Origin of the sequence: Dokdonella sp. (assembly GCF_044227025.1) — a bacterium.
Lineage (GTDB): Bacteria > Pseudomonadota > Gammaproteobacteria > Xanthomonadales > Rhodanobacteraceae > Dokdonella_A.
Genome location: NZ_JBGAFX010000001.1, coordinates 887,990 through 914,131, shown reverse-complemented (window position 1 = coordinate 914,131; position 26,142 = coordinate 887,990). Strand labels below are relative to the sequence as shown.

The window sequence follows — 26,142 nt, the reverse complement described above, 5'->3', positions numbered from 1 at the left end:
GTACCGCCCTACGGGCTGAAACGCAAATGCGGCGCGTCAGTGGCGTCCGTACTTCTCGTTGAGGCGTTTGCCGAGTGCCTTGGTCAACACGCGCGCCTCGCCCTTCTTGCGCATCTGCGCCTCGAGCGTGTCGGCGGTCGCGGCGAGTTCGTCGCGCAGCTTCAGGTAATTGCGCCAGCGCTGCGGATCGAGGCGACCATCGGCGAGCGCGGCCTGTACTGCGCAGCCGGGTTCGCTGCCGTGGGCGCAGTCCCCGAAGCGGCATGCTTGCGCCAGCTCGTCGATGTCGGAGAACTGACCGAGATCGAGCTGCTCCTCGCCGGTCAGCTTCAGCTCGCGCATGCCCGGCGTGTCGATCAGGCAACCGCCGCTGGGCAACAGGATCAGCGCGCGATGCGTGGTGGTATGGCGACCGCGACTGTCGTGTTCGCGCACCGCGGCGGTGGCCTGGCGCGTTTCGCCGAGCAGCGTATTCGTCAGCGTGGACTTGCCGGCACCGGATGAACCGACCAGTACCGCGGTATGTCCGGGCCCGAGATGGACGAGCAGTGGCGCGATGCTGTCCGGCGACTTCGCATTCACCGCGTGGATCTCGACACCGACGATACGCTGCTCGAGTTCCGCCACGATCGCATCCACGGCATCGCTGCGGTCCGCCTTGGTCAGCACAAGCACCGGCGCCGCGCCGCTGCCCTGCACCAGCAGCAGGTAGCGCTCGAGTCGCGCCGGATTGAGGTCGCCGTCGAGCCCGCTCAGCACGAACACGGTATCGATATTGGTCGCGATCAATTGGCGCTGATGGCTCTCGCCCGCCGCGCCGCGCTTGAGTTCGGTGCGTCGCGGCAGCACGCGCTCGATCGTTGGCGGCTTGCCCGGCGCGACCAGCACGAAGTCGCCGACCGCGGGACGCTCGGTCGGATCGAGATCGCGCTTGAGGAATCGCGCGGCCGGCTGCGCGTTGTACAACTCGACGCCATCGTGCAGCTGGTAACCGGCGCGATGCTGCGCGACGACGCGCGCGACACTGCCGACCTCGTCGACATCCGAAGGCAGTGCCTGCGCACGCCAGCCGATGCGGGCGAGGCGCTGTTCGGGATCGGGGCTCGGCGGCATCGGCTGGATTCTAGTGGGAATCGACGCAACGCCGCTGGTCAATCGCCCTTCGGCGCGGCCGACGACACACTGGCTCCGGCGTCGCCCTTGAACCACAACCACACGCCGTCGCCGAAGCGCTTGAAGAATCCGCCTTCATCACCCTCGGCGAGGGCGACCAACGGCCGTTCCAGCAGCGACTTGCCATCGAGTTGCACTTTGAGCGTGCCGAGCGCCTTGCCCTTGGCGATCGGCGCGACCAGCCGCGCGGGCATGTCAAGGCTCGCCTTGAGATCGTTGTAACGGCCGCGCGGGAACGTGACCAACACATCGTCACTGACGCCGAGCGGCAGGTTCGCGATCGCACCCTTCCACAGTTCCGGCGTCGCCAGCGGCGCATTCGCCGCGTACAGCTTCTTCGTCTCGAAAAAGCGGAAACCGTAGTTCAGCAATTCCTGGTTGTCGTCGGCACGCTGCTTCTCGCTCGGCGCGCCCATCACCACCGCGATCAGGCGCTGGTCGGCTCGCTTGGCCGACGTCGCCAGGCAGAAGCCCGCCTCGGACGTATGGCCGGTCTTGATGCCGTCGACGGTTTCATCGCGCCACAACAGCGTATTGCGGTTGTGCTGCTTGATCCCGTTCCACTCGAATTCCTTGATCGCGTAGATCTTGTATTCCTCGGGATAGTCGCGGATCAGCGCGCGCGACAGCAGCGCGATGTCGTGGGCGGTGGTGTAGTGGTCGGGATTCGGCAGGCCGCTCGCATCGACGTAGTTCGTTCCGGTCATGCCGATCTTCGCCGCGTACTGGTTCATCAGCTGGGCGAACATGTCTTCGGAACCCGCTGTATGTTCGGCCAGCGCGATCGCGGCATCGTTGCCGGACTGGATGATCATGCCGTACAGCAGGTCTTTCAACGCGACCTTGCTGTTGAGCTGCAGGAAGCTGGTCGAGCCATCGGTGCCGGCACCGCCCGAACGCCAGGCACGCTCGCTGATGAGTACCTGGTCGTCGAGATGGATCTTGCCGTGCGCGAGTTCGGCCGAAACCACATAGGACGTCATGACCTTGGTGATCGACGCCGGCGCGACGCGCTGGTCCATGTTGCTCTCGGCGAGCACCTGGCCATTGGAATAGTCCATCAGCACCCAGCTCTTGGCGTCGATTGACGGCGCCGGTGGCGTCGGCGCCGCACCAGGCATCGCAGCCGCCGGGGTCGGTGTCGGTTTCGCGACCGGCTGCGGCGTCGGCAACGCGGGCGCCGTGCTCGCGGCGGGTGTCGCCGCCGGCGCGGAAGTCGCGGGTGGAGCGGCGTGCGCGGCGCAACCGATCAGGACAAGGAAGGTGGCGGGAACGAGGAGGGACGGCAGCTTCATCGCGGAATATCGACCTGCGGACAACAAAACCCGATTGTCGCAGACGAGCCCGGCCATTACACGGGCGAATCCTGCCTCCGACAGGACGAGTTCAGGCTTCCTGCACGCGATTCAGGGCTCGATTGCCACGCGCGGCACGCCAAAGCCGAGCCGTTCGATGCGCGCGCTGAGCACATCCGCCGCTTCGGCATCGGCGAGCGGGCCGACCCGCACGCGGTGCACGGTACGCCCGCCGACGGCGATCGATTCGATCCCGACTTGCTCGAGCCCGGCGCGTTTTGCGTTGGCCAGAGCGCGCTCCGCATTCGCGCGCTCGCCGAACGCGGCGAGCTGCAGGTAGATGCGGGAAACAGGGCTGGGTGCTGAGCGCTGCGTTGCTGGCGCGGGGCCGAGGGCCGAGGGCTGAGGTCTGGAAGCAAGAGCGCGAGACGGCGCTTGATCGACGCCGGTCGAGCGCGCGCGGCGATCGACCGGCGGCGGCGCCTGCACCATGCGCGATGGCGGCAGGTCGTCCGGGTGCGCGGGATCAATCGCGCGCACTTCCACCCGCGCCGTGCCCTTTGGCCACACGCCGATCTTCACCGCCGCGGCATACGACAGGTCGATGATGCGATCGTCGTGGAACGGACCGCGGTCGTTGACGCGCACGACCACGCTCTTGCCGTTGTCGAGATTGGTGACGCGCGCGTAGCTCGGCAGCGGCAACGTCTTGTGCGCGGCGCTGAACGCGTACATGTCGTAGGTCTCGAACGACGACGTCATGAAACCGTGGAACTTGTTGCCGTACCACGAGGCGATGCCGCGCTCGAGATAGCCGCGCGCGTCGGGCATCACGCGGTAGGTCTTGCCGAGCACGCTGTAGCTGTCCTTGTTGCCGTAACGCGAGCGGGGCTCTGCTTTCGGTACGGGCTCGGGGATCTGGCTGACATCGATCGGCGGCGCGCCGGGTCCGTTGTCGGCGTCCTGCGCGTAGCGCTCGGACTGCGGACGATCGGTATCCCGGCCGCCGCGCGCGGTCGACCCGCCCTGCGTCGTTACGCCATGCGTCGGTGCCGGCGCGGCGCCATCGCGACGCGGCCTGTGGCTGCTGCACGCGACCACTGCAAGGCACAGGCCGATGCAGGCGAGCAGTCGCAATTTCACGGCGTGGCGGCTCCGCGCGCGATCGCCTGCGCGAGATGGAACACCGCCATCGCATACAGCGGACTCTTGTTGTAGCGGGTGATTGCGCGGAAATTGCCGAATACCAGCCAGTATTCAGGCCCGAGATCGCCGTCGAGCCTGAGCAGGGTCGATGGCATGTCGGCTTCGACGCGCTCGATCGGTGCGTAGCCCCACGCTTCCATCTGCTGCACCGGATAGACCGGGTCGAGGCCGGGATCGGGTAACACGCGCGCGTCCGCCGCCGGCTGCGCGCGCACCGCGACCGGCTTGCCCTGCTGCCAGCCGTGCTCGGCGAAATAGTTGGCCACGCTGGTCGCGATGTCGGGCAGTGAACTCCACAGGTCGATGCGACCGTCGCCGTCACCGTCGACCGCCCACTTGGCGATGCTGGTCGGCATGAACTGGCCCCAGCCCATCGCGCCGGCGTAGGAACCGCGAAGCTGGTCGATGGGATAGGCGAGGTGGCGATCGCCGAGCAGGAACAGCTGCTTCAGCTCGCCGCGGAAGAACTTCGCGCGCGGCGGATAGTGGAACGCGAGCGTCGACAACGCGTCGAGCACGCGGTACTTGCCCGTGTTCTGGCCGTAGCCGGTTTCGACGCCGATGATCGCGACGATGATCTCGGGCGCGACGCCGTACTGCGCAGAGGTGCGATCGAGCAGGTCGCGGTTGGCGCGATAGAACGCGACCCCATCATCGATGCGCTTGTCGGTCAGGAAGATCGGCGCATACGCGCTCCACGGCTTGGTCGCCTCGGCCGGACGCGCGATCGCATCGAGGATCGACTGCTGCGTCTTCGCACCGGCGAGCGTCTTCAGCACCTCGGCCTCGGTCGGCCCGCCCTCGCCCGCGACCTCGGCGGCAAACGCGCGTTGCTCTGCCGCGACCTCGGCATCGGACGGGGCACCTGCCGCGGCAGCGATGCCGCGACCGACGCCGAACAGGCAGATCGACACGATGACCAGATGAGCGCGCAGCGCGCGAAGCACTTCCTGCATGACGCTACTGTAGCAGGATGCACACGGCCGGCGCGTCGCCGGCGCAGAGCGGACGATGCTGCAGCATCTCTCATGGCGCGTCGCGCGGATTTCGTACACGCCGACGCGGCGATCCGCACTCGTCGCACCACGCGGCGGCGGGCAAGCTGGCCGGGTTCCCTGCCGATCGACCGATCGACGCCGAGGGACGCCATCATCCAGGGAGGATTTCCAATGCTTCGTCCACTGCTCGCCGCGATCGCCATGGGGATCGCCGCCGCACACCCGCTGCATGCTGCGGCACCGTCGACGCGTGCATACGTCGACGCCTACGAGTACTTCACCACCGATGCGCAGTTCGAGGCCTGGTACTCGATCCGGGCAGCGCTCGAAGACGGCTTCGATGATATTTGCGGCGACACGTTCTGCGAGGGCGACTGGAGCAACATCACGCCACTGCGCCTGCGCTGTTCCGTGCAGCTCGGCTCGGGGCGAATCGGCCGCTGCGTGTGGTCATTCGCGGCCAGCAACGAGGAAATCGATGCGCGCAGCGGCGCGATCACGGTCGACACGCAAGCCTGGCGATGCGTCCTGCCGGTCGCGCCCCGCACGACGATCGCCGAACTGCTTGCCGCGCTCGCCGGCGACGACCCGTTGTACACGCCGCTCCCGCGGACGACGCTCTCGGTCTACGACGCGTTGTCGTACTGCCTGTGACCCGACCGCTGCTGCGCGCTGCACGCGTCGCGCAGCAGCCGTCGTCGCGCGTGCCCTCATTCGGGCACGTTGCATTCGTGGCCGAACGGCGTGTCGCGGGCCGCGACGCCAGCGCCGAGCCACTGATCGCGGTAGATGCCGCCGTAGTTCGCGAGGCGCCCCGGTTGCGCATTGCCGTTGACGAGGTTGTAGGCGAGGAAACCTATCTCGGGAGTGCCCGAGACGCAGACGCGTCCCTGCTGCAGCGGACTGCGGTCGACACCCTCCATCGCGCGCAAGCGGTACGGCTGCAGCCGGGTATGGCCCGATTCGCCAAAGGGATAGAGGTACGCCATCAGGCGCGAGGCGAATACGCCGGACGCGCCATTGGCCTGGTCCGGCGTCGCATAGGCGATGACGTTCACCGCGCGATCGAGGTGGAACTCCGTTTCGTACTGGCAGAAATCGCCGGTGCATTGATTTCCCAGCCGATCGAAGATCGCGGGATTGACGAACCTCAGTGGAGCCACACCCGGCGCGCGGAACACCTCGTCGAACGGAGGCAGCGCGGTCGTGCTGCCGGACATCGCCGGGTCGGTGTAGTAGCGCTGCGTCGGCATGGAGAGGATCCAGTCACTCCTCGCACCCAGACCGGCCGGCGCGACGTACTGGTTGTACATGGTGGACTTCGCCAGCACGGCGCTGACCGCGTCGATCTTGCGGTCGAAATGCACCAGCCCGTATCCGTGGATCGTCGCATCGGCACCGGCGACGTGTCCGCCCGCTTGCGCGAGCGAGGGATCGAGGGGCCCCATCGCCGGCGAGTACAGCGGATCGGGTGAGAAGTCGTCCAACGCCGTGGCGTCGTAGGCGTAGTAGAGACCTTGGCCGACGCTGATCACCGCGGCCGTGCCGTAGATCGCCTCACCCGGCCCGTCGATGTCCTCGAGCAGGGAACCCGGCAATGGCGAGCACGTGCGTTCGAGTCCGACGATGGCTCCGAACGTGGAAGTCTCCGAGGCGATCGTTCCGCCGCTGATCACCTCGATGAATCCTTCGCGCGTGCGTCCGGCGTCATGCGGGCCTGCATCGGCCGGCAGCCCGCCGCTGCCGTCGAACTGGGCCGTGCTGAAAACCGCGCCGGCCGCAGGCAGCACCGGTACCGTGCACGTCAACGCCGGCGTTCGCAGCATCGCACGCCCGTCCGCACTCTTCGTTACCGCGCCGACCCAGGTTTCGTTGGCGGGCAGATACAGGTCGAAATCGAGCACGGGCCGGCTGTTGTAGCCTTCGAGGAAGCGGACCTTCACGATCTGCGCGTGATCGCCGAGACTGCCGATCGTTACGAGCGTGTCCTGCCCCTCGTTGACCGTGTAGTACGGAAACAGCAGCACCTGTCCCGATCCCGCTGGACTCAGCGCCACTCCCCAGGCGGTGCCCGCAAGGAGCATTGCAGACACGACCAGCACTGATCGGAACATGGCGGTGAAGTCCTTGGAAAGTCAATTCGTATACTACTGGCTCGCCAGCACCTTGCGGTGCGCGTGGATCGACATCAGCACGCCGAAGCCGGCGAGCAGTGAAACCGCCGAGGTGCCGCCGTAACTCACCAGCGGCAACGGCACGCCGACCACCGGCAGCATGCCGGTGATCATGCCGCCGTTGACGACGACGTAGACGAACAGCGACATGCTGATCGCGCCGGCGAGCAGGCGCGCATAGGTATCCTTCGCTTCCGCCGCGATCCACAGGCAGCGCGCGATGATGAACACGTACAGCGCGAGCAGCAGCAGAACGCCGACCAGTCCCCACTCCTCGGCGAACACCGAGAAGATGAAGTCGGTGGTGTGCTCGGGCAGGAACTCGAGGCGAGACTGCGTGCCGTGGTGCCAGCCCTTGCCCCACAAGCCGCCCGAGCCGACCGCGATCTTCGACTGGATGATGTGCCAGCCGTTGCCGAGCGGGTCGGCTTCCGGATCGAGCAGGGTCAGCACGCGGTTCTTCTGGTAGTCGTGCAGGAAGTGCCAGGCGATCGGCACCATCCCGGCGACCGCCCCGAGCAGCAGACCGATGCGCCACCACGCGAGGCCGGACAGGAAGATGCCGAACGCGCCGCTGGCGACGATCAGCAGTGCCGTGCCCAGGTCGGGCTGCTTGGCGATCAGCGCCGCCGGCACCGCGATCAGCGCGCCGGCCGCACCAAGCGTCAGCCATCCGGGCGGCAACGGGCGGCCGTTGAGATACCACGCGATCATCATCGGCATGGTCAGCTTGAGCAGTTCCGACGGCTGGAAGCGTACGACCTTGAGATCAAGCCAGCGGTTCGCGCCGCGCCCCTCGCCGTGCACGACGACGATGACCAGCAAGATGATGCTCGCCGCGTAGAGCCATGGCGTCCAGTTGCGCAGCGTAAGCGGCGGCACGCGCGCGACCGCCATCATCAGCAGCAGGCCGAGCATGAAACGCAACCCTTGCGAGATGACCTGTCCGAGATCCTTGTCGCTGGCGCTGTAGAGCGTGCCGAGGCCGATGCCCATCAGCAGCAGCAGCGCGCCGAACAGCGGCAGGTCGACGCGCGGCTTGCGCCACATCGAAACGAAGCGATGCCTCCATTCGAGCAGAAACTCGTCGATCATGGCGCATTCTCCGCCTTCGCTGTCGCCTCGTGCGCCTGGCGCTGCTGGTCGCCGGGCAGCCAGGCGTCGAGCATCTTGCGCGCGATCGGCGCCGCATCGTGGGCGCCGCTGCGCCCGGCCTCGAGCGCGACGATGACCGCGATGCGCGCGTCGTCGGCGGGCGTGAATGCTTCGAACAGCACCTGATGGCGTTCGATCGGGCTCGCGCTGATGCTGGTCCACTCGGTGCCCGTGCGCGAATAGCGTTCGGCGGTACCGGTTTTTCCGGCGATCGGATACGGGAATCCCGCATCGATCCCGCGCGCGGTACCGCTGCGCACGACCTCGACCATGCCCTGCTGCACCGCGGCCCAGTCGGCCGGCTTTTCGATCGCGCTCGGTCGCTGGGGCGCCGCCGGCAACACTTCGAGCGGCGCATCGAGGCCACGTTGCACCGCTCGCAACAGGTGCGGTGTGTGCGGGACTCCGCGCGCGGCGATGATCGCGACTGCGTTCGCCAGCTGCAGCGGCGTCACCACCCAGTACCCCTGGCCGATGCCGGCGATGACTGTCTCGCCGGGATACCACGGCTGGTTGAACCGCGCGCGCTTCCACTCGCGCGAAGGCAGCACGCCGCTGCCTTCGCCCATGAGGTCGATGCCGGTCTGCTGGCCGAAGCCGAAGCGCCCGAGCGCGCTGCTGAAGCGGTCGATGCCCATGTCCAGCGCGAGCGAATAGAAATAGGTGTTGACCGATTTCGCGATCGCCTGCACCAGGTCGACGCGACCTTGGCCACCGCGTACGTCATCGCGGTATGCGCGCGACTGTCCGGGGATGAAGAACTCGCCGGTCGACAACACGGTGTCCGAGGGAACCCGCAGACCGAGTTCGAGGCCGGCGAGACCGACGAACGGCTTCATCGTCGAGCCCGGCGCATAGTTGCCGCGCAACAGCCGATTCAGCAGCGGCTTGTCGTCGGCGTCGAGCAGGGCCGCGTAGTCCGCGCTGGCGATGCCGTTGACGAACGGATTCGGATCGAAGCTCGGTACGCTGACCATCGCCAGCACTTCGCCGTTGCGCGGGTCGATCGCTACGGCAGCGCCGGCGCGCCCCTCGAACGCGGCTTCGGTCGCCTCCTGCAGGCGCGAATCGATCGTCAGGTACAGGTTCTCGCCGGGCTTTGGCGCGAGCCGGTCCGGCAACACGCGTAGTGGTCGATGATCGGCGTTGACCTCGACCTTCTCGTAGCCGACCTCGCCGTGCAGACGATCTTCGTAGAAGCGCTCGATGCCGGTCTTGCCGATGTGCGTCGTACCCGCGTAATCACCCTTGTCGAGCCGCGCGACATCGTTCTCGTCGATGCGCCCGACATAGCCGACGGTGTGCGCGAACTCCTCGCCGAGCGGATACGAGCGGGTCAGGTACGGCACCACGTCGACACCCGGGAACGCCCAGCGACTCGTCGAGAATTTCGCGATCTCCTCTTCCGACAGCTTCAGGCGCAACGGCACGCCCTCGTAGGAATGCTTGCTCTTGCGCAACGCATTGAAGCGCGCGATGTCGTCGTCGCTGAGCGAGACGATCTCGCCGAGCCGGGCGAGCATGCCGGGCATGTCGCGTACCTGCTCGGGCGTGACCTCGAGGCGGAATGCCGCGACGTTCTCCGCCAGCAGCACGCCGTTGCGGTCGTAGATGAGGCCGCGCGCGGGCGCAAGCGGCCGGGTCAGCACGCGGTTCGCCTCCGAGCGCGCGCTGAATTCCTCGTGCTGGTCGACCTGCAGGAACGCGAAGCGCGTCGCCAGCGCGACCAGGCACGCGACGATGATGACGAATCCCGCCAGCGCGCGCCGGCGGAAGGTGGCCGCCTCGTGGCGCGCCTCCTTCAGCGGCTTGAACCGCGAGATCGAGCGGGAGCGGCGCATGTGACCGAGCCTTGCGTCAGTCACCTGCGCGCAGGCGCGCGCGCAGGTCGTCGAACAGCAGGAACACGAACGGCCACGCCAGCATGCCGACCAGCGGCGCCAGCCACGACGCGCCGGTCGGCAGCGGATCGCCGGCGAATCCGCGCGCCATCAGCATCACCACGCGATCATTTAGCAACAACGCGAGTACCGCCAGCGCCTGTTGCCAGACCGGGAAGAAACGCAATCGCGCGCGGAAGCGCAGCACGATGAACACCAGCACGAGCAGGCGCAGCGCCTGCTCGCCGAGCAGTTCACCGGCGAAAACGTCGGCGGCCAGACCGATGCAGAACGCGAAGCCGAGGCCCACGCGATCGGGCGCTTCGATCGTCCAGTACACAAGCACCAAGCCGATCCAGTACGGCTTCAGCGGTTCGAGCGCGGGCGGCAACGGCATCAGTTGCAGCAGGAACGCAACGAACAGGCTGCCGGCGAACAACCAGCCCTGGATGCGCGCGCGGTTCATGGGCGGCCTGCGGCGCGAGGCTGTGACGGATCGCTCGACGAAGGCCCGGCCCTCATCGCGGCATCGGCTACGCCGATGGCCCTGCCCTCTCCCGCGATGCGCGAGGGGGACGGCGGTGGACGGCCTGCAGCCGCCGGGTTTTCCACCGGCGGACCAACCTCCTCGCGCGGCGCGGGTGGTCCGTAGGGCTGTGGCTGGTCGCGCAGGAGCAGCACTTCGGCGCTGCGGTCGAGCGCGGCCGCAGGTTGCGCTTCGGCGGCGGTGAACATGCCGCTGCGGTCCGGGCTGACCTTGCGGATCTCGCCGACCGGAAAACCGGCCGGGAAACGTCCGCCCAGACCCGAGGTCAACAGCTTGTCGCCGACGCGGACGTCGGCACTGATCGGGATGTTCGGCAGCTGCAACCGGTCGATGTCACCGCTGCCGTAGGCGATCGTGCGCAAGCCGGTGCGCTCGACCACCACCGGAATCGCGTGGGTGGCATCGCTGAGCAGCATCGCGATCGAGCTGTTTGGCAGCACTTCGACGATCTGTCCCATCACGCCCTGCGCATCGATGACCGGCTGGCCGACCGTCACGTTCTGGTTCGCGCCGACGTCGAGCACGATGCGATGGCGCGAGGGATCGAGGTCGACGTTGATCAGGCGCGCCAGCTGCACCGACAGGCCGAGGTTCTTCTGCGCATCGAGCAGGCTCTTCAGGCGTTCGTTCTGCGCCACCAGCGCATCGAGGCGATTGAGGCGCGCCTGCGCCAGCAACAACTGTTCACGCAGCTGGCGGTTCTCGCTGGCGAGCTGGTCCTGCGTGACGACCGCGGTGCGGGTCGCGCGCGCAAGCTGCGCCGGCAGCGAGGCGAGGCGATACACCGGTTCCACCACGGTGCCGGCGACGCGGCGCACCGATTCGAGATAGTTGCCGCGGTGGTCGAGCACCATCAGCGCGATCGCCACCGCGAGGTAGACGATCAGCCGCAGGGTGCTGACAGCGCCTTCGGCGAAAAGCGTGGCGTTGTCGGTGCGCATCGGCCGTGATTGTTGATTGGTGATTCGTGGTTGCTAGAGACCCCGAAGACGACCGGTACGCGGTCGCCTACGATTCGTGCGGGCCGATGATCCTGCGTGCCAGTGCCGAATCACCAATCACGAATCACGAATCACGGCGTTCTATTCCGGGGCAAAGAAATCGCTGCCGTGCAGGTCGATCAGCTCGAGTGCACGACCGCCGCCACGCGCGACGCAGGTCAGCGGATCGTCCGCGGCGTGCACGTGCAGGCCGGTTTCCTCGGAGATCAGGCGGTCGATGTCGCGCAGCAGGGCGCCACCGCCGGTCAGCACGATGCCGCGCTCGGCGACGTCCGAACACAGTTCCGGCGGGGTCTGCTCGAGCGCGCTGCGCACCGAGCTGACGATGCCCGAGAGCGGTTCGTGCAGCGCTTCGAGGATTTCGTTCGAATTGACCGTGAACATGCGCGGCACGCCCTCGGCGAGGTTGCGCCCGGAGACTTCGATCTCCTTCACGTCCGACTGCGGGAACGCGCAGCCGATCTGGACCTTGATCTTCTCGGCGGTCGATTCGCCGATCAGGGTGCCGTGGTTGCGGCGCACGTAATTGATGATCGCCTCGTCGAAGCGGTCGCCGCCGATGCGCACCGATTGCGAATACACGATGCCGTTCAGCGAAATGACCGCGACTTCGGAGGTACCGCCGCCGATGTCGAGCACCATCGAGCCGCGCGCCTCGTGCACCGGGATGCCGGCGCCGATCGCAGCCGCCATCGGTTCCTCGATGAGATAGACGTCGCGCGCACCGGCCGATTCGGCCGATTCCTTGATCGCGCGGCGCTCGACCTGGGTCGAGCCGCAGGGTACGCACACCAGCACGCGCGGGCTTGGCCGGAACATGCGCGCGCGGTGCACCTTCTTGATGAACTGCTTGAGCATTTCCTCGGTCATCGTGAAGTCGGCGATGACGCCGTCCTTCATTGGCCGGATCGTCACGATGTTGCCGGGGGTGCGGCCGAGCATGCGCTTGGCGTCGGCGCCGACGGCCGCGACCGAGCGCGGGCCGCCCGGGCCGCGGTCCTGGCGGATCGCCACGACCGAGGGTTCGTTGAGGACGATGCCCTGCCCACGCACGTAGATCAGCGTGTTGGCAGTGCCGAGGTCGATCGAGAGATCGTTGGAGAAGAGTCCGCGGAGACCTTTGAACATGAGCGCGGCGCGAGCCTTGTGCGAATGCGGGGAAAAGCGCGCGAGTGTAGTCAGACCGGGCCGCGCGGGCAAGGACGACGAGGTTAAAAAATCCTTTCCGGACGCGGGCTTTTGCCGGTTTCCGTCACGTTCCGCGCCAACCCGGGCCGGCCCCGGGCGCGCGGGGGCGTTCCGGTCACGCCCGCAGCCGGTTAAGCTTCACCGGTTTGTGCGGCGCTTTTCGCGCCGCCGCCCGCTCGGGACCTTCGATGTCAGCACTGATCTGCGGTTCGCTCGCCTACGACACCATCATGGTGTTCCAGGACCAGTTCAAGAAACACATCCTGCCGGACCAGGTGCACATCCTGAACGTCTCGTTCCTGGTGCCGCGCATGCGCCGCGAGTTCGGCGGCTGCGCCGGCAACATCGCCTACAACCTCAAGTTGCTCGGCGACGATCCGATCCCGTTCGCCGCGGTCGGCCAGGACTTCGGTCCCTACCGCGAGCACATGCAGCAGTGCGGCATCCGCCTCGACCACGTCAGCGTGTTCGACGACCTGTTCACGCCGCAGTGCTTCATCACCACCGACCTCGACAACAACCAGATCACCGCGTTCCACCCGGGCGCGATGCTCAATTCGCACGAGCACCATGTGCGCGACGTCGAGGGCGTCACGTTCGGCATCGTCGCGCCGGACAGCCGCGACGGCATGTTGCAGCATTCGCGCGAGTTCGCCGAGAAGGGCGTTCCCTTCATCTTCGACCCGGGCCAGGCGATGCCGCTGTTCTCGGGCGAGGAATTCCGCACGATGATCGACCAGGCCGACTACGCGATCGTCAACGACTACGAGTCGCAGCTGCTGCAGCAGCGCACCGGCTGGAGCGCGGCCGAGATCGCCAAGCGCGTGAAGGCCTACATCGTCACGCAGGGCCCGAAGGGCTCGATCGTGCACGCCGACGGCACCACCCACACGATTCCGGCCGCGCAGGAGCGACGCATCGTCGATCCGACCGGCTGCGGTGACGCCTACCGCGCCGGCCTCATCTTCGGCCTCATGCGCGGCATGGACTGGCCGACCACGGGCCGCGTCGCCTCGCTGATGGGCACGCTCAAGATCGAACATCCGGGCACGCAGAACCAGCGCTTCAGCTATGCAGAATTCGCCGACCAGTTCCGCCAGCAGTTCGGCTACGCGCTGGGCTGAAGCGGCCACATGATTCCAACGGGAGAATCGATGATGAAAGCATCCGCTTGCCTTCGCGCCGTCGCGCTGGTCGCCCTGGTCGCGGCGCTGCCCGCGTGCGCGCGCGGTCCGTCGGTGGAACTCAAGGGCCAGCGCTTCTCGATCGAGATCGCCGAGAACGACGCTGCGCGCGAACACGGCCTGATGGATCGCACCGAGATGGCGGCGGACCACGGCATGCTGTTCGTGTTCCAGGACGATGCGCCGCGCGCGTTCTGGATGAAGAACACGAAGATCGCGCTGGACATGCTGTTCTTCGACGCCGACCGCCGCCTGGTCAGCGTGCAGCACGACGTGCAGCCGTGCACCGCCGATCCGTGCCCGCCGTATTCGAGCGGCGCGCCGGCGCGCTACGTGCTCGAGCTCAACGCGGGTCAGGCGCGCAAGCTGGGCCTGGCGCCGGGCGACGAGCTGCAGATCCAGCGCTGAACAGGGCGCGCTCGACCCACACGCCGTCTCGAAGGACGAGCTCGCCGCGCAGTTCGTGCGCGCAGGCGAGCCCGCAGCGATAGGGCACGAGTGGACCATCGCCGCGCTGGACGCCGGCATCTTCGATCGGAACGAAAACCTGCATGGTGCCTCCGCCTGATGGACGAGCACAGTCCATCACGCGTCGATGCTGCCCGCATGTCGCAGGCATGGCAGAAACAGTGCGCCGCATGTCCGGACGCGGGCAGGGAGGTCGGTGCTGGAGCAGCGCAGGGGCAGGCACGGACCCGCGGTCCGGTTGTTCGGTGGGCTTGAGCCCACCCTGCAAATCCAGGGCGAGCTGCAGGAAACCCTAGATCTCGACCATCTCGAAATCGGACTTGGTCACGCCGCAGTCGGGGCAGGTCCAGGTCTCCGGCACGTCTTCCCAGCGCGTGCCCGCGGCGATGCCGTCGGACGGCCATCCTTCGGCCTCGCTGTAGAGGAAACCGCAGACGACGCACATGAAGGTGCGGAACGGCGCATCGACGGGGGCGGCAGCAGCGGACTCGGACATCGCGGACGGCATCGGATCAATGAAAGGCCCTGTATTCTCGCAGCTTGCCCGCGCCCGCGAAAGCACGCCGCCGGATCGTCGATGAGCGCAAACCAGTTTCCGCCCCTGCGTGGCCTGTACGCGATCAGCAACGGACCGCGCACAGACCTGCTCGACGCGTGCGCCGCGGCGCTTGCAGGCGGCGCGACGATCCTGCAATACCGCGACAAGACCGACGCGCATCCGCGCCGTCTCGACGAAGCACGGGCGCTGCAGGCCTTGTGCGCGCGGCATCGCGTGCCACTGATCGTCAACGACGACGTGGACCTCGCCGCCGCGAGCGGCGCCGCCGGTGTGCATCTGGGCGAGGGCGACGCACCGATCGGCGAAGCGCGCGCACGCCTCGGGCGCGACGCGATCATCGGCGTGTCGTGCTACGACTCGCTCGCACGCGCGCGGCAATTCGCCGCAGCCGGCGCCGACTACCTGGCGTTCGGCGCGTTCTTTCCCTCGCCGACCAAGCCGCACGCACGCGTGGCGACGCCGCAGCTGCTGAGCCAAGCGAAGACGCTCGGCCTGCCGGTGGTGGCAATCGGCGGCATCACGCACGCCAATGCACCGTTGCTGATCGACGCCGGCGCCGACGCGGTCGCGGTCATCTCGGCGCTGTTCGACGCCAGCGACGTGCATGCGGCGGCGCGGCGCTTTGCCGCGCTGTTCGAGACCTTGCCTTCGTAACACAATACCGGCCCGATGCTTCCCTCTTCGTCCCGGCGAACGCCGGGACCCAGTGCCTGCCGGACGTCCGCTGGATCGCGGCGTTCGCGCGGCCGACGATCAACGGAACCTGCCCATGACCACCAATCACGAACTGTTCCAGCGCGCGCAGGCGCGCATCCCCGGCGGCGTGAACTCGCCGGTGCGTGCCTTCAAGTCGGTCGGCGGCGAGCCGTTCTTCAGCGCGCGCGCCGATGGTGCATACCTGTGGGACGTCGAAGGTACGCGCTACATCGACTACGTCGGCTCATGGGGCCCGATGGTCGTCGGCCACAACCATCCGAGCGTGCGCGAGGCGGTCGCGCGCGCGATCCAGGACGGCCTCTCCTTCGGCACGCCATGCGCAGCCGAAGTCACGATGGCCGAGACGATCACGCGCCTGGTGCCGTCGGTCGAGGTCGTGCGCATGGTCAACTCGGGCACCGAGGCGACGATGTCGGCGATCCGCCTTGCGCGCGGCGTCACCGGGCGCTCGCGCATCGTCAAGTTCGAGGGCTGCTATCACGGTCACGGCGACGCGTTCCTGGTCAAGGCGGGCTCCGGTGCGCTGACCCTCGGCGTGCCGACGTCGCCGGGCGTGCCGAAGGCGCTCGCCGATCTCACCCTGACCCTGCCCTACAACGACCTCGACGCGGCGAAGCAGTTGTTCGCCGACGTCGGCGACGAGATCGCCGCGCTCATCATCGAACCGATCGCCGGCAACATGAACTGCATCCTTCCGCGCGACGGCTACCTCGCCGCATTGCGCGAGCTGTGCACGCAGCATGGCGCACTGCTGATCTTCGACGAGGTGATGACCGGCTTCCGCGTCGCGCTCGGCGGCGCGCAGGCGCTGTACGGCATCACGCCGGACCTGACCACGTTCGGCAAGATCATCGGCGGCGGCATGCCGGTGGGCGCGTACGGCGGTCGTCGCGACATCATGCAGCAGGTCGCACCGGCCGGACCGGTGTACCAGGCCGGCACGCTCAGCGGAAACCCGGTCGCGATGGCGGCGGGCCTTGCGATGCTCGAACTGATCCAGACGCCGGAGTTCTATCCCGAGCTCGACCGGCGCACGCGCCTCGTCACCGACTGCTTCGCGTCTGCTGCCGCGGAAGCGGGCGTGCCGCTCAGCATCAACCGCGTCTGCGGCATGTTCGGCCTGTTCTTCACCGAAGAATCCAAGGTCGCCACATTCGCCCAGGCGACTGCCTGCGACGTCGCGATGTTCAACCGCTTCTTCCACGCCATGCTGAAGCGCGGCGTCTATCTCGCGCCGAGCGCATTCGAGGCGGGTTTCGTCTCGATCGCACACGGCGAGCAGATCATCGCCGACACCCATGCGGCCGCGCGCGCGGCCTTCGCGGAAGCCGCCGCGGGCTGATCCGGCCCACAGGAAAGCGCTTTGCACATGCCAGGGTTTACTATCGGAATGGCTCGGGCAGGATGCCCGCAGCCGCCGCCCGGCGGCGTTCCGGAGTCGAACCGATGAAATCCAAGGCTGTTGCCCGCGCGCTCGCGCTGGCCCTGATGGTCGCCGGCAGTGCCGGCCTCGCGCTCGTCGCGCAACCTGCGCGCGCCGATGCGCCCGCGGCAGTTCCGTCCGCACCGAAGCTGCACGCGGCGATGCGTTCGCTGTGGCAAGGTCACGTCGAAGCGACGCGCGCGTACGCACTTGCGGTGAAGGCGAACGACGCGAAGGCGTCGAAGAAGGCCGCCGACGACGTGGTCGCGGATGCGAAGCAGATCGCCGACGCAGTCGGCGGTTTCTACGGCGCCGACGCCGGCAAGCAGATGCTGACCCTGCTCGCCGGCCACTGGGGTGGCGTGAAGGCAATGACCGACGCCGTGCATGCGGGCGACAACGCCGCGCGCGACAAGGCGATGAACGATCTCGTCGCGAACGGCAGCGAGATCTCGAGATTCCTGTCCGGCGCGAATCCGAACCTGCCCGAGGACGCGGTGCGCGGATTGCTCACCACCCATGTCGGTCATCACTCGGCGCAGATCGGCGAGATCATGCAGGGCGACATGCAGGCCGAGGCGACCACCTGGGCGGCGATGCGCGCGCACATGGACACCCTCGCCGATGCGCTGTCCGGCGCGATTGCGAAGCAGTTCCCGCAGAAGGCGACATGAAGCGACCGTCTGCCCTGCGCCAACTCGGCACGACCCAGCAGAAACTGCTGCGGCGCCTGCTGCTGGCACCGCAGGGCGCGACGGTCGAGGCGCTGTGCGAATCGCTGGGCGTCACCCACAACGCGGTCAGGCAACACCTGACCGCGCTGATCGCGGGCGGTTTCGCCGAACGCGGCGAGGCGCGCCTCACCGGTGGCCGGCCGCAGGCGCGCTACGTGCTGACGGCGAGCGGGCGCGAGCTGTTCCCGCGCAACTACGGCCTCATCGCGGGAGGCCTGATCGAGCAGCTGTACGCGCAGGCCGGCAAGCCCGGCGTGCAGGCGATGCTTGCCGACATGGGTCGCGCGCTCGGCGCGGCGGCAGCCGAGCGCATCGCGGCGGTGCCCGAGGAGGAAGTCGTCGGCGCCCTCGCCGAGCAACTCGACGCGCTCGGCTACGAGGCGCTCGCGGTCAAGCGCGACGGCGAGACCCAGGTCGAGGCCTACAACTGCGTGTTCCATGCACTCGCCAAGGCGCATCCGGACGTGTGCCGCTTCGACCTTGCGTTCATGGAGGCCGCGACCGGCCGCCCGGTGCAGCATTTGGAATGCCTCGTGCGTGGCGGCCACGCCTGCCGCTTCCGCCTCGGCCCGCGTTGAGTCGTACGGGTGGCGACGGCGTCACCAGACCCCGCTGTTCGGCATCGACGCCCACGGCTCCATCGGCGCGAGGTGCGCCCCCTTCTGCAACAGTTCGATCGAGATCAGGTCCGGTGAACGCACGAACGCCATGTGACCGTCGCGCGGCGGGCGGTTGATCGTCACGCCCATCGCCACGAGGTGCGCGCAGGTCGCGTAGATGTCGTCGACGCGGAACGCGAGATGGCCGAAGTTGCGCGCCGAGCCGTAGTCCTCGTCCGAGCCCCAGTTGTAGGTCAGCTCGATCTCCGCATCGGGCGTTTCGTCGGCAGCGAGGAAGACGAGGGTGAACTTCCCCGCCGCATTCTCCATCCGCCGCGTCTCGCGCAAGCCGAGTCCTTCGCAGAAGAAACGCAGCGTCGCATCGAGATCGCGTACGCGGATCATCGTGTGCAGGTATCTCATCGTGATTCCTTGGTCCTGTTGGTTTGTTCGTCCGGGGATGCATTTTTCGCGACGACCGGCCCGCGTCCATGCGCTTTCCACTCGCATCCCTGCGAGCGCGCTCCTGCGCGCAGAAGCAAAAGCAAGAACATCTGGCTTCGTCCGCGATACTGTAGGGCGGTACGCGCGCAGCGCGTGCCGCCGCGCCGTCCTCGGCCCTCAATAGCATCGCGCCGCCAGGCGCTCCCGCCATGCTCATGCCCGCTGGAAGCGCGGCACGTAGTGCTGCAGCTGAGCGAGGCGCTGCAGCGGGTCGGTCATCTGCAGCAGGTGCTGCTTCTCGGGTTGCGCCAGCGGCAGCAATTCGGCAAGACGGAAGCCGACCCAGCTCGCATCGTCGAAGCGCGCGCGTTCGACCTTCGCCAGTGCGCCACCGATCTGCGCGACCAGTCGTTCGAGGATCATCGCGAGCAGGCAGTGTTCCGCAGGTATAGCCACGTTCGGCTCGTCCGGCCAGAAGCGCACTTCGCCGTGCATGAGGCCGTCGCTGCGCACGCGCGTGGTCGCGACCTGGAAACGCTCGCCACCTTCGGCACTGATGCCGAGCAGGCCATCCGGCAGGGTGCAGAAGTCGGTGATGCGCGCGAGCGTGCCGATCGCCGCCGGCACCGCCGGCTCGCCGACTTCGCGACCTTCGAGGATCAGGCACACGCCGAAGCCGCTGTCGCTGCGCGAGCAGTCGCGCACGAGATCGATATAGCGGCGTTCGAAGATGCGCAGGTTGAGCGGCCCGCCGGGGAACAGCACGGCGGACAGCGGGAACAGCGGTATGTCGGCGAGCGGCACGGAGCTAGTCTATTCCTTTCCCCGTTCCGTTCTCGCGGCGAGGCCGGTCGCGAAACGTCGCGGCGCGTTCTCGAAGCCGCCGTTCGACATGAATACGACATGGTCGCCCACGCGCGCCTGCGCGAGCAATTCGGCGACGAGCGCGTCGACGCTCGCTGCGGTGCGGCCACGACCGTTTAGCGCACCGACGACGCGGGACGCGTCCCACGGCAGCTCGGCGCGCTGGAGGAACACCACCGCGTCCGCATCGGCGAGCGAAGGAGCGAGTTCGTCCGCGTGCGCGCCCATGCGCATCGAATTGGAGCGCGGTTCCATGCCGACCAGGATGCGCGCGGTGCCGACTTTCGCGCGCAAACCCGCGAGCGTGGTTGCGATCGCGGTCGGATGGTGCGCGAAATCGTCGTAGACGCGGATGCCGGCGTGCTCGCCGACCAGTTCCATGCGTCGTGCGACGTTGCGGAACGTCGCCAGCGCGGCGATCGCGGCGCTCGGCGCGACGCCGGCCGCATGCGCGGCGGCGATCGCCGCGAGCGCGTTCATGACGTTGTGGCGGCCGCTCAGGTTCCAGCGCGCCTCGCCGAGTTCGCGCCCCGCGTGCGCGACGACGAACGATGAGCCATCCGCCGCGGTCAGGCGCGCGCGCCAGTCGCCGGCTTCGATGCCGAATGTCTCGACCGGCGTCCAACACCCTTGTCCGAGCACTTCGGCGAGGCGCGCGTCCTCCGCGTTGACGATCAACCGGCCGTTGCCGGGGACCGTGCGCACGAGGTGGTGGAACTGGCGCTGGATCGCGGCGACGTCGGGAAAGATGTCGGCGTGGTCGTACTCGAGGTTGTTGAGGATCGCGATGCTCGGCCGGTAGTGCACGAACTTCGAGCGCTTGTCGAAGAACGCGGTGTCGTATTCGTCGGCTTCCAAGACGAAATCAGCGGGCGCAGACCGCATCGATCGTCCCTCTCCCGCTGCGCGGGAGAGGGGAGGACCATCGGCGGATGCCGATGCTGGGGTGAGGGGAATCGCAACGCGGTCGTTTCCGTTTTCCCCCGACCGCGCCGACACTCCGAAATTCGCCGGCACGCCGCCGACGAGGAACCCGGGATCCCGCCCGGCGCAGTCGAGGATCCACGCGAGCATCGAAGTCGTCGTGGTCTTGCCATGCGTGCCGGCGACCGCGAGCACGCGCCGGTCCGCGAGCAGGGTCTCGCCGAGCCACTGCGGACCCGAGATGTAGCGCAGGCGCGCATCGAGCACGTGCTCGATCGCGGGATTGCCGCGCGACAGCGCGTTGCCGACCACGACGAGGTCGGGTGCCGGCTGCAGGTGTTCGGCGCGATAGCCCGACTTCAGCACGATGCCGAGCTGTTCGAGCTGGGTCGACATCGGCGGATACACGTTCGCGTCGGAACCTTCCACCTCATGGCCGAGTTCGCGCGCGAGCGCGGCGATGCCGCCCATGAAGGTGCCGCAGATGCCGAGGATGTGCAGCTTCAAGCTCGTGACTCCGGTCAGGTCGGTAGGCGCGATGGCAGCATGCTCAGCCGCCGAGCAGCACGCTGGCGAGCGCCCAGTTGGCGACGAACCACGTCACCACCAGCACGAGCGCGAAGCCGAAGCCGCTGTCCATCGCATGGCGGACGACATGCGCGTACACGAGCACCTGCCATACCAGTGTGGCCAGTCCCGCCCAGCGCAGCAATATCTGAAGCAGGTTCCACGCCATGTCAGCGGAAGAAAGCGTTGCCCCGTCGACCAACGAGCCGAGCAGGCCGAGGATAGGCAATTGCACGAGCGAGACGACGATGCCGGTCGCGAGCAGCGACGTCGCGGTCTGCACGTAGCGGTTGAGCAGTCCGCGCAGGGCGAGTGCGACCGCGCACAGGCCGAGGACGACCGCGCTCGCGAGCAGCGAATGCGCCAACGCATCCGCGACGTCGCCGAGCAGGGCGCCGCCGAGCGCGTCGAGCGCGAAGGTCGCCAGCAGCAGCACGACCAGCAGCGGCCGCGAATACACCGTGTCCTGCGGATCGCCGCGCAGGCGGCACAGCGCGAACACATGCCGCGTGAACGCGTCGGGGAAAGGTCGCGGCAGGATGCTCATCGCACGGATCGGAGGCCCGGCGCAGCGGCGGCCGGGCAACGCGGGTTCAGGCAGGCGCACCCGAACGCGGCAGCGCCGCGAGGATGCGCCGCGATACCTCGGCGAGCTCACCGACGCCGTCGACGTTGGTCAACTTGCCGATCGCGGCGAAATGACCGGCGACCGGCTCGGTCTGCTCGGTGTAGACGCGCAGGCGTTCGCGCACGGTTTCCGGCGTGTCGTCCTTGCGCCCTTCCTTCGCAGCGCGCCCGGCGATGCGATCGACGATGAGTTCGGTCGGAACGTCGAGCTTGATGGCGACTTCGAGCGGCTGGCCGATGCGCGCGAGAAGGCCTTCGAGCGCTTCGCACTGCGCGACATTGCGCGGATAGCCGTCGAGGATGAAACCGGCGGCGGCGTCCGGCTGCGCCAGACGCTCCTCCAGCATGCCGAGTACGATCTCGTCGGAAACGAGCTGGCCCGCCTCCATCACGGCCTTGGCCCTGAGGCCGAGCGGGGTGCCCGCCTTGACCGCCGCGCGCAGCAGGTCGCCGGTGGAAATGTGCGGCACGCCGAGTTCCGCCTTGAGCAGCTCGGCCTGGGTGCCCTTGCCCGAACCGGGCGCGCCGAGTAGAACGAGTCGCATGATGCTCCGATCGCGCCGCCAGGCGCTTGATTCGCAGGAAAAGCGGGACGGGATGGCCACGCCCGCGCGCGCTACCCCACAATGATGGCAACGCTAGCGGCTGGCCAGAATAGTGTCAAACCGCGCCGAAAAACGAGGGAAGGAGCGAGAATGATCCAGGGCAAGCTGCTGTATGCGCAATCGGGCGGCGTCACCGCCGTCATCAACGCGACCGCCGCCGCGGTCATCGACACTGCTCGCAGCCGCAAGGTGCCGGTGCTCGCCGCGCGCAACGGCATCATCGGCGCACTGCGCGAGGAACTGATCGACACCTCGCAGGAGAGCGCCGCCGCGATCAAGGCGCTGCGCCACACGCCGGGCGGCGCGTTCGGCTCGTGCCGCTACAAGCTCAAATCGATCGAGCAGAGCCGCGCCGAGTACGAACGCCTGATCGCGGTGCTGAAGGCGCACGACATCCGCTGGTTCCTCTACAACGGTGGCAACGATTCGGCCGACACCGCCCTGAAGATTTCGCAGATCGGGCGCGAGCTCGGCTATCCGGTCAATGTCATCGGCGTGCCGAAGACGGTCGACAACGACCTCGCCGTCACCGACTGCTGCCCCGGCTTCGGCTCGGTCGCGAAGTACACCGCGGTGTCGGTGGCCGAGGCGAGCCTCGATGTCGAGTCGATGTGCGCGTCGTCGACCAAGGTATTCATCGTCGAGGTGATGGGCCGCCACGCCGGCTGGATCGCCGCCGCCGCCGGCCTCGCCGCGCGCAAGGCGGGCGAGCCGCCGCACCTGATCCTGTTCCCGGAAATCCCGTTCGACGAGGAGGCGTTCCTGCTGCGCGTGCGCGCGACCGTGCGCAAGGTCGGCTACTGCACCGTGGTCGCCTCGGAAGGCCTGCGCAACAAGGCCGGGAAGTTCCTCGCCGACGCCGGTACGCGCGATGCGTTCGGCCACGCCCAGCTCGGCGGCGTCGCGCCAATGCTGGCCGCGCTGGTCAAGCAGAAGCTCGGCTACAAGTACCACTGGGCACTGCCGGACTACCTGCAAAGATCCGCCCGCCATCTCGCCTCGAAGACCGACGCCGAGCAGGCGTGGGCGGTCGGCAAGGCCGCGGTGCAGTACGCGCTCGCCGGCAGGAACGCGGTCATGCCGGTGATCGTGCGCACCTCGAACGCGCCGTATCGCTGGAAGATCGAGCCGGCGCCGCTTTCGAAGGTCGCCAACCACGAGAAGAAGCTGCCGAAGAACTACATCACGCGCGATGGCTACGGCATCACGGCGGCGGCGCGGCGTTACCTCGAACCGCTGATCCGCGGCGAGGATCCGCCGAAATACCTGCGCGACGGCCTGCCCGACTACGTGCGCCTGAAGAACGCGGCGGTGAAGAAGAAGCTTCCCGAGTACGACATCGCCGACTGAAGCGACCGACGAAGGCGCGCAGGCGCGTCCAGGGAACGTCGCCGCGAACGGGTTCGGCCCGCGGGTTCCGCATCGGCGGGCTGCGCCGCACGCTGGAGGCTGCGCGCTTCGCGCCGGACCGCCACGCGCAGTCCCGGCGCACGTGTTGCGCCGCGCCAATGCGCGTTCGCGCGGGGCATGGCTATACTCGGGCGGATATCGCGCCGTTTCTCTGGGGGGCGCGTTGTTTTTCGGGGTTTTCCTCTGGTCCTGTGAGTCAAGGGAGGTTCGATGTTGTTCCATGAACACGGTTTGTCGATCGCGCTGGCCTGCGCGGTCCTCGCGATCATCTATGGCGCCTGGTCCATCCGCTGGATCCTGGCCAAGCCCGCTGGCAACGCGCGCATGCAGGAGATTGCCGCAGCAATCCAGGAAGGCGCGCGCGCCTATCTCAATCGCCAGTACCGCACGATCGCGATGGTCGGCGTGGCGTTGTTCGTCATCATCGGCTTCGTGCCGGCGCTTGGATGGACGACCGCGATCGGCTTCGCGCTCGGCGCGATCCTGTCGGGGCTCACCGGCTACATCGGCATGAACATCTCGGTGCGTGCGAACGTGCGTACCGCCGAAGCCGCGCGCAGCGGCATCCCGGCGGCGCTCGCGGTCGCGTTCCGCGGCGGCGCGATCACCGGCATGCTGGTGGTCGGCCTCGCCCTGCTCGGCGTCGCCGGCTACTTCGTCGCGCTGATGCACTTCGGCAAGACGCAGGACGAGGCGCTGCACGCGCTCGTCGGCCTCGCGTTCGGTTCCTCGCTGATCTCGATCTTCGCGCGCCTCGGTGGCGGCATCTTCACCAAGGGCGCCGACGTCGGCGCCGACCTCGTCGGCAAGGTCGAAGCCGGCATCCCGGAAGACGATCCGCGCAACCCCGCGGTGATCGCCGACAACGTCGGCGACAACGTCGGCGACTGCGCCGGCATGGCGGCCGACCTGTTCGAGACCTACGCGGTCACGCTGATCGCGACGATGCTGCTCGGCGGCGTGATGGCCGCGCAGGCCGGCGCGAACGCGGTGCTGTATCCGCTCGTGCTCGGCGGCGTGTCGATCGTCGCCTCGATCATCGGCACGTTCTTCGTCAAGGCGAGCCCCGGCGGCAAGATCATGAATGCGCTGTACAAGGGCGTGATCGTCTCCGCCGTGCTCGCGCTGATCGCGTTCTACCCGGTCACGACGCAGCTGATGTCGGGCAGTGCCTACGGCGCGATGAACGTGTTCGGCTGCGCGGTGATCGGCCTCGTGCTGACCGGCGCGATGGTCGTCATCACCGAGTACTACACCGCGACCGAATACGCGCCCGTGCGCCACGTCGCGCAGGCCTCGACGACCGGCCACGCGACGAACATCATCGCGGGCATCGGCATCTCGATGAAGTCGACCGCGTGGCCGGTGCTCGCGGTCTGCGCCGCGATCTGGGGCGCCTACCACCTCGCCGGCCTGTACGGCATCGCGATCGCCGCGACCGCGATGCTGTCGATGACCGGCATGATCGTCGCGCTCGACGCCTACGGCCCGATCACCGACAACGCCGGCGGCATCGCCGAGATGGCCGAACTGCCGAAGGAAGTGCGCGCCGTCACCGATCCGCTCGACGCGGTCGGCAACACCACCAAGGCGGTCACCAAGGGCTACGCGATCGGCTCGGCCGGCCTTGCCGCGCTCGTGCTGTTCGCCGACTACACGCACAAGCTCGGCGTCGAGCACCCGGGTCAGATCTTCACGTTCGACCTGTCCAATCACCTCGTCATCATCGGCCTGCTCATCGGCGGCCTGATCCCGTTCCTGTTCGCCGCGATGGCGATGGAAGCGGTCGGTCGCGCCGCCGGTTCGGTGGTCGAGGAAGTGCGCCGCCAGTTCCGCGAGATCAAGGGCATCATGGAAGGCACGACCAAGCCCGACTACTCGCGCGCGGTGGACCTGCTGACCAAGTCGGCGATCAAGGAAATGATGATCCCGTCGATACTGCCCGTGGTGGTTCCGGTCGTCGTCGCGTTCGGCTTCAGCTGGATCGCCGGCGGCACGCTTGCCGGCGCGCAGGCGCTCGGCGGCGTGCTGATCGGAACGATCGTGACCGGCCTGTTCGTCGCGATCTCGATGACGACCGGCGGCGGCGCCTGGGACAATGCGAAGAAGTACATCGAGGACGGCCATTTTGGCGGCAAGGGTTCCGACGCGCACAAGGCGGCGGTCACCGGCGACACCGTCGGCGACCCGTACAAGGACACCGCCGGCCCGGCCGTGAACCCGCTCATCAAGATCATCAACATCGTCGCGCTGCTGCTCGTCCCATTGCTGTAACGGAACCTGCAGACGCGCAAATGAAGAGGCCGCCTCCGGGCGGCCTTTTCATGCGCCATGCGCGCGCACGGTCATGGACGAATTCATGCTGAGGGCAGCGGTCTTCGCGCGCCGCGCAGCACGTTG

General features: G+C 67.8%; 25 protein-coding genes. 9 read left to right on the top strand and 16 right to left on the bottom strand.

The features are described 5' to 3' along the window. Window positions 1-36: 36 nt before the first annotated feature. From rsgA to mltB, 4 genes are all read right to left on the bottom strand, one after another. Window positions 37-1,113: a ribosome small subunit-dependent GTPase A gene (gene rsgA / locus ACILRJ_RS04045; RefSeq protein ID WP_395680638.1), complete on the bottom strand. Its 1,077-nt coding sequence runs from the start codon at window positions 1,111-1,113 to the stop codon at window positions 37-39. A 38-nt stretch (window positions 1,114-1,151) separates the two neighbouring features. After that, on the bottom strand, window positions 1,152-2,468 hold the full coding sequence (locus tag ACILRJ_RS04040) for a D-alanyl-D-alanine carboxypeptidase family protein (protein WP_395680636.1): 1,317 nt from the start codon (window positions 2,466-2,468) through the stop codon (window positions 1,152-1,154). A gap of 111 nt (window positions 2,469-2,579) precedes the next feature. Further along, window positions 2,580-3,611 carry a septal ring lytic transglycosylase RlpA family protein gene (locus ACILRJ_RS04035; protein ID WP_395680634.1) on the bottom strand — a complete coding sequence of 344 codons (1,032 nt, stop codon included), beginning with the start codon at window positions 3,609-3,611 and terminating at the stop codon, window positions 2,580-2,582. Then, a complete protein-coding gene (gene mltB, locus ACILRJ_RS04030; RefSeq protein ID WP_395680632.1) occupies window positions 3,608-4,630 on the bottom strand; it encodes a lytic murein transglycosylase B in 1,023 nt (340 codons plus the stop codon). The genes ACILRJ_RS04035 and mltB overlap by 4 nt, the downstream gene beginning before the upstream one ends. Before the next feature lie 213 nt (window positions 4,631-4,843). Between mltB and ACILRJ_RS04025 the strand changes: the two genes are divergently transcribed. After that, the gene (locus tag ACILRJ_RS04025; protein ID WP_395680630.1) at window positions 4,844-5,326 is read left to right on the top strand and encodes a hypothetical protein; all 483 of its coding nucleotides are present in this window, start codon (window positions 4,844-4,846) and stop codon (window positions 5,324-5,326) included. A gap of 56 nt (window positions 5,327-5,382) precedes the next feature. Here ACILRJ_RS04025 and ACILRJ_RS04020 read toward each other — a convergent pair whose 3' ends face one another. The 6 genes from ACILRJ_RS04020 to ACILRJ_RS03995 all read right to left on the bottom strand — a co-directional run bounded on the left by ACILRJ_RS04020 (window position 5,383) and on the right by ACILRJ_RS03995 (window position 12,557). Then, window positions 5,383-6,786: a hypothetical protein gene (locus tag ACILRJ_RS04020; RefSeq protein ID WP_395680628.1), complete on the bottom strand. Its 1,404-nt coding sequence runs from the start codon at window positions 6,784-6,786 to the stop codon at window positions 5,383-5,385. A gap of 33 nt (window positions 6,787-6,819) precedes the next feature. Further along, window positions 6,820-7,941: a rod shape-determining protein RodA gene (rodA, locus tag ACILRJ_RS04015; RefSeq protein WP_395680626.1), complete on the bottom strand. Its 1,122-nt coding sequence runs from the start codon at window positions 7,939-7,941 to the stop codon at window positions 6,820-6,822. After that, window positions 7,938-9,842 carry a penicillin-binding protein 2 gene (gene mrdA / locus ACILRJ_RS04010; RefSeq protein ID WP_395680624.1) on the bottom strand — a complete coding sequence of 635 codons (1,905 nt, stop codon included), beginning with the start codon at window positions 9,840-9,842 and terminating at the stop codon, window positions 7,938-7,940. The genes rodA and mrdA overlap by 4 nt, the downstream gene beginning before the upstream one ends. A gap of 16 nt (window positions 9,843-9,858) precedes the next feature. After that, complete coding sequence (gene mreD / locus ACILRJ_RS04005; protein WP_395680622.1) at window positions 9,859-10,347, bottom strand: rod shape-determining protein MreD; 489 nt, start codon at window positions 10,345-10,347, stop codon at window positions 9,859-9,861. Next, a complete protein-coding gene (mreC, locus tag ACILRJ_RS04000; protein WP_395680620.1) occupies window positions 10,344-11,369 on the bottom strand; it encodes a rod shape-determining protein MreC in 1,026 nt (341 codons plus the stop codon). The genes mreD and mreC overlap by 4 nt, the downstream gene beginning before the upstream one ends. Before the next feature lie 141 nt (window positions 11,370-11,510). Then, entirely contained in the window at window positions 11,511-12,557 is a 1,047-nt protein-coding gene (locus tag ACILRJ_RS03995) for a rod shape-determining protein (protein ID WP_395680618.1), read from the bottom strand. 248 nt (window positions 12,558-12,805) lie between these two features. Here ACILRJ_RS03995 and ACILRJ_RS03990 point away from each other — a divergent pair, with 248 nt between their 5' ends. Both ACILRJ_RS03990 and ACILRJ_RS03985 read left to right on the top strand, forming a co-directional pair. After that, the gene (locus tag ACILRJ_RS03990) at window positions 12,806-13,741 is read left to right on the top strand and encodes a carbohydrate kinase family protein (RefSeq protein ID WP_395680616.1); all 936 of its coding nucleotides are present in this window, start codon (window positions 12,806-12,808) and stop codon (window positions 13,739-13,741) included. A 33-nt stretch (window positions 13,742-13,774) separates the two neighbouring features. Continuing rightward, the gene (locus tag ACILRJ_RS03985) at window positions 13,775-14,209 is read left to right on the top strand and encodes a DUF192 domain-containing protein (RefSeq protein ID WP_395680614.1); all 435 of its coding nucleotides are present in this window, start codon (window positions 13,775-13,777) and stop codon (window positions 14,207-14,209) included. A 352-nt stretch (window positions 14,210-14,561) separates the two neighbouring features. On the opposite strand, the gene ACILRJ_RS03980 is transcribed toward ACILRJ_RS03985, so the two are convergent. Next, window positions 14,562-14,765: a rubredoxin gene (locus ACILRJ_RS03980; RefSeq protein WP_395680612.1), complete on the bottom strand. Its 204-nt coding sequence runs from the start codon at window positions 14,763-14,765 to the stop codon at window positions 14,562-14,564. An 81-nt stretch (window positions 14,766-14,846) separates the two neighbouring features. Between ACILRJ_RS03980 and thiE the strand changes: the two genes are divergently transcribed. The 4 genes from thiE to ACILRJ_RS03960 all read left to right on the top strand — a co-directional run bounded on the left by thiE (window position 14,847) and on the right by ACILRJ_RS03960 (window position 18,280). Next, entirely contained in the window at window positions 14,847-15,482 is a 636-nt protein-coding gene (gene thiE / locus ACILRJ_RS03975; protein ID WP_395680610.1) for a thiamine phosphate synthase, read from the top strand. A 115-nt stretch (window positions 15,483-15,597) separates the two neighbouring features. Continuing rightward, window positions 15,598-16,887: a glutamate-1-semialdehyde 2,1-aminomutase gene (gene hemL, locus ACILRJ_RS03970; protein ID WP_395680608.1), complete on the top strand. Its 1,290-nt coding sequence runs from the start codon at window positions 15,598-15,600 to the stop codon at window positions 16,885-16,887. Window positions 16,888-16,991: 104 nt separating this feature from the next. After that, on the top strand, window positions 16,992-17,642 hold the full coding sequence (locus tag ACILRJ_RS03965) for a hypothetical protein (RefSeq protein WP_395680606.1): 651 nt from the start codon (window positions 16,992-16,994) through the stop codon (window positions 17,640-17,642). Continuing rightward, entirely contained in the window at window positions 17,639-18,280 is a 642-nt protein-coding gene (locus ACILRJ_RS03960) for a helix-turn-helix transcriptional regulator (RefSeq protein ID WP_395680604.1), read from the top strand. The genes ACILRJ_RS03965 and ACILRJ_RS03960 overlap by 4 nt, the downstream gene beginning before the upstream one ends. A 21-nt stretch (window positions 18,281-18,301) precedes the next feature. Here ACILRJ_RS03960 and ACILRJ_RS03955 read toward each other — a convergent pair whose 3' ends face one another. The 5 genes from ACILRJ_RS03955 to ACILRJ_RS03935 form a co-directional block, all read right to left on the bottom strand. After that, window positions 18,302-18,724 (bottom strand): VOC family protein, encoded by a 423-nt coding sequence (locus tag ACILRJ_RS03955; protein ID WP_395680602.1) that lies wholly within the window; start codon window positions 18,722-18,724, stop codon window positions 18,302-18,304. Between the two features lie 234 nt (window positions 18,725-18,958). Continuing rightward, window positions 18,959-19,549, bottom strand: a complete 591-nt coding sequence (locus ACILRJ_RS03950) for an LON peptidase substrate-binding domain-containing protein (protein ID WP_395680600.1) — start codon at window positions 19,547-19,549, stop codon at window positions 18,959-18,961. 9 nt (window positions 19,550-19,558) lie between these two features. Further along, the gene (gene mpl / locus ACILRJ_RS03945; protein ID WP_395680598.1) at window positions 19,559-21,040 is read right to left on the bottom strand and encodes a UDP-N-acetylmuramate:L-alanyl-gamma-D-glutamyl-meso-diaminopimelate ligase; all 1,482 of its coding nucleotides are present in this window, start codon (window positions 21,038-21,040) and stop codon (window positions 19,559-19,561) included. 43 nt (window positions 21,041-21,083) lie between these two features. Continuing rightward, entirely contained in the window at window positions 21,084-21,647 is a 564-nt protein-coding gene (locus ACILRJ_RS03940; protein WP_395680596.1) for a hypothetical protein, read from the bottom strand. 46 nt (window positions 21,648-21,693) lie between these two features. Continuing rightward, complete coding sequence (locus tag ACILRJ_RS03935) at window positions 21,694-22,272, bottom strand: adenylate kinase (RefSeq protein WP_395680594.1); 579 nt, start codon at window positions 22,270-22,272, stop codon at window positions 21,694-21,696. Between the two features lie 150 nt (window positions 22,273-22,422). Between ACILRJ_RS03935 and ACILRJ_RS03930 the strand changes: the two genes are divergently transcribed. Together ACILRJ_RS03930 and ACILRJ_RS03925 are read left to right on the top strand one after the other, a co-directional pair. Next, window positions 22,423-23,682 (top strand): 6-phosphofructokinase, encoded by a 1,260-nt coding sequence (locus ACILRJ_RS03930; protein ID WP_395680592.1) that lies wholly within the window; start codon window positions 22,423-22,425, stop codon window positions 23,680-23,682. A 270-nt stretch (window positions 23,683-23,952) separates the two neighbouring features. Then, a complete protein-coding gene (locus ACILRJ_RS03925) occupies window positions 23,953-26,016 on the top strand; it encodes a sodium-translocating pyrophosphatase (protein ID WP_395680590.1) in 2,064 nt (687 codons plus the stop codon). The last annotated feature ends 126 nt before the right edge of the window (window positions 26,017-26,142 follow it).

Bases quoted from the DNA above. Each gene is read 5' to 3' on its own strand.
- rsgA (WP_395680638.1), bottom strand. From the start codon at position 1,113: ATGCCGCCGAGCCCCGATCCCGAACAGCGCCTCGCCCGCATCGGCTGG.
- ACILRJ_RS04040 (WP_395680636.1), bottom strand. From the start codon at position 2,468: ATGAAGCTGCCGTCCCTCCTCGTTCCCGCCACCTTCCTTGTCCTGATC.
- mltB (WP_395680632.1), bottom strand. From the start codon at position 4,630: ATGCAGGAAGTGCTTCGCGCGCTGCGCGCTCATCTGGTCATCGTGTCG.
- ACILRJ_RS04025 (WP_395680630.1), top strand. From the start codon at position 4,844: ATGCTTCGTCCACTGCTCGCCGCGATCGCCATGGGGATCGCCGCCGCA.
- ACILRJ_RS04020 (WP_395680628.1), bottom strand. From the start codon at position 6,786: ATGTTCCGATCAGTGCTGGTCGTGTCTGCAATGCTCCTTGCGGGCACC.
- rodA (WP_395680626.1), bottom strand. From the start codon at position 7,941: ATGATCGACGAGTTTCTGCTCGAATGGAGGCATCGCTTCGTTTCGATG.
- mrdA (WP_395680624.1), bottom strand. From the start codon at position 9,842: ATGCGCCGCTCCCGCTCGATCTCGCGGTTCAAGCCGCTGAAGGAGGCG.
- mreD (WP_395680622.1), bottom strand. From the start codon at position 10,347: ATGAACCGCGCGCGCATCCAGGGCTGGTTGTTCGCCGGCAGCCTGTTC.
- mreC (WP_395680620.1), bottom strand. From the start codon at position 11,369: ATGCGCACCGACAACGCCACGCTTTTCGCCGAAGGCGCTGTCAGCACC.
- ACILRJ_RS03995 (WP_395680618.1), bottom strand. From the start codon at position 12,557: ATGTTCAAAGGTCTCCGCGGACTCTTCTCCAACGATCTCTCGATCGAC.
- ACILRJ_RS03990 (WP_395680616.1), top strand. From the start codon at position 12,806: ATGTCAGCACTGATCTGCGGTTCGCTCGCCTACGACACCATCATGGTG.
- ACILRJ_RS03985 (WP_395680614.1), top strand. From the start codon at position 13,775: ATGAAAGCATCCGCTTGCCTTCGCGCCGTCGCGCTGGTCGCCCTGGTC.
- ACILRJ_RS03980 (WP_395680612.1), bottom strand. From the start codon at position 14,765: ATGTCCGAGTCCGCTGCTGCCGCCCCCGTCGATGCGCCGTTCCGCACC.
- thiE (WP_395680610.1), top strand. From the start codon at position 14,847: ATGAGCGCAAACCAGTTTCCGCCCCTGCGTGGCCTGTACGCGATCAGC.
- hemL (WP_395680608.1), top strand. From the start codon at position 15,598: ATGACCACCAATCACGAACTGTTCCAGCGCGCGCAGGCGCGCATCCCC.
- ACILRJ_RS03965 (WP_395680606.1), top strand. From the start codon at position 16,992: ATGAAATCCAAGGCTGTTGCCCGCGCGCTCGCGCTGGCCCTGATGGTC.
- ACILRJ_RS03960 (WP_395680604.1), top strand. From the start codon at position 17,639: ATGAAGCGACCGTCTGCCCTGCGCCAACTCGGCACGACCCAGCAGAAA.
- ACILRJ_RS03955 (WP_395680602.1), bottom strand. From the start codon at position 18,724: ATGAGATACCTGCACACGATGATCCGCGTACGCGATCTCGATGCGACG.
- ACILRJ_RS03940 (WP_395680596.1), bottom strand. From the start codon at position 21,647: ATGAGCATCCTGCCGCGACCTTTCCCCGACGCGTTCACGCGGCATGTG.
- ACILRJ_RS03935 (WP_395680594.1), bottom strand. From the start codon at position 22,272: ATGCGACTCGTTCTACTCGGCGCGCCCGGTTCGGGCAAGGGCACCCAG.
- ACILRJ_RS03930 (WP_395680592.1), top strand. From the start codon at position 22,423: ATGATCCAGGGCAAGCTGCTGTATGCGCAATCGGGCGGCGTCACCGCC.
- ACILRJ_RS03925 (WP_395680590.1), top strand. From the start codon at position 23,953: ATGTTGTTCCATGAACACGGTTTGTCGATCGCGCTGGCCTGCGCGGTC.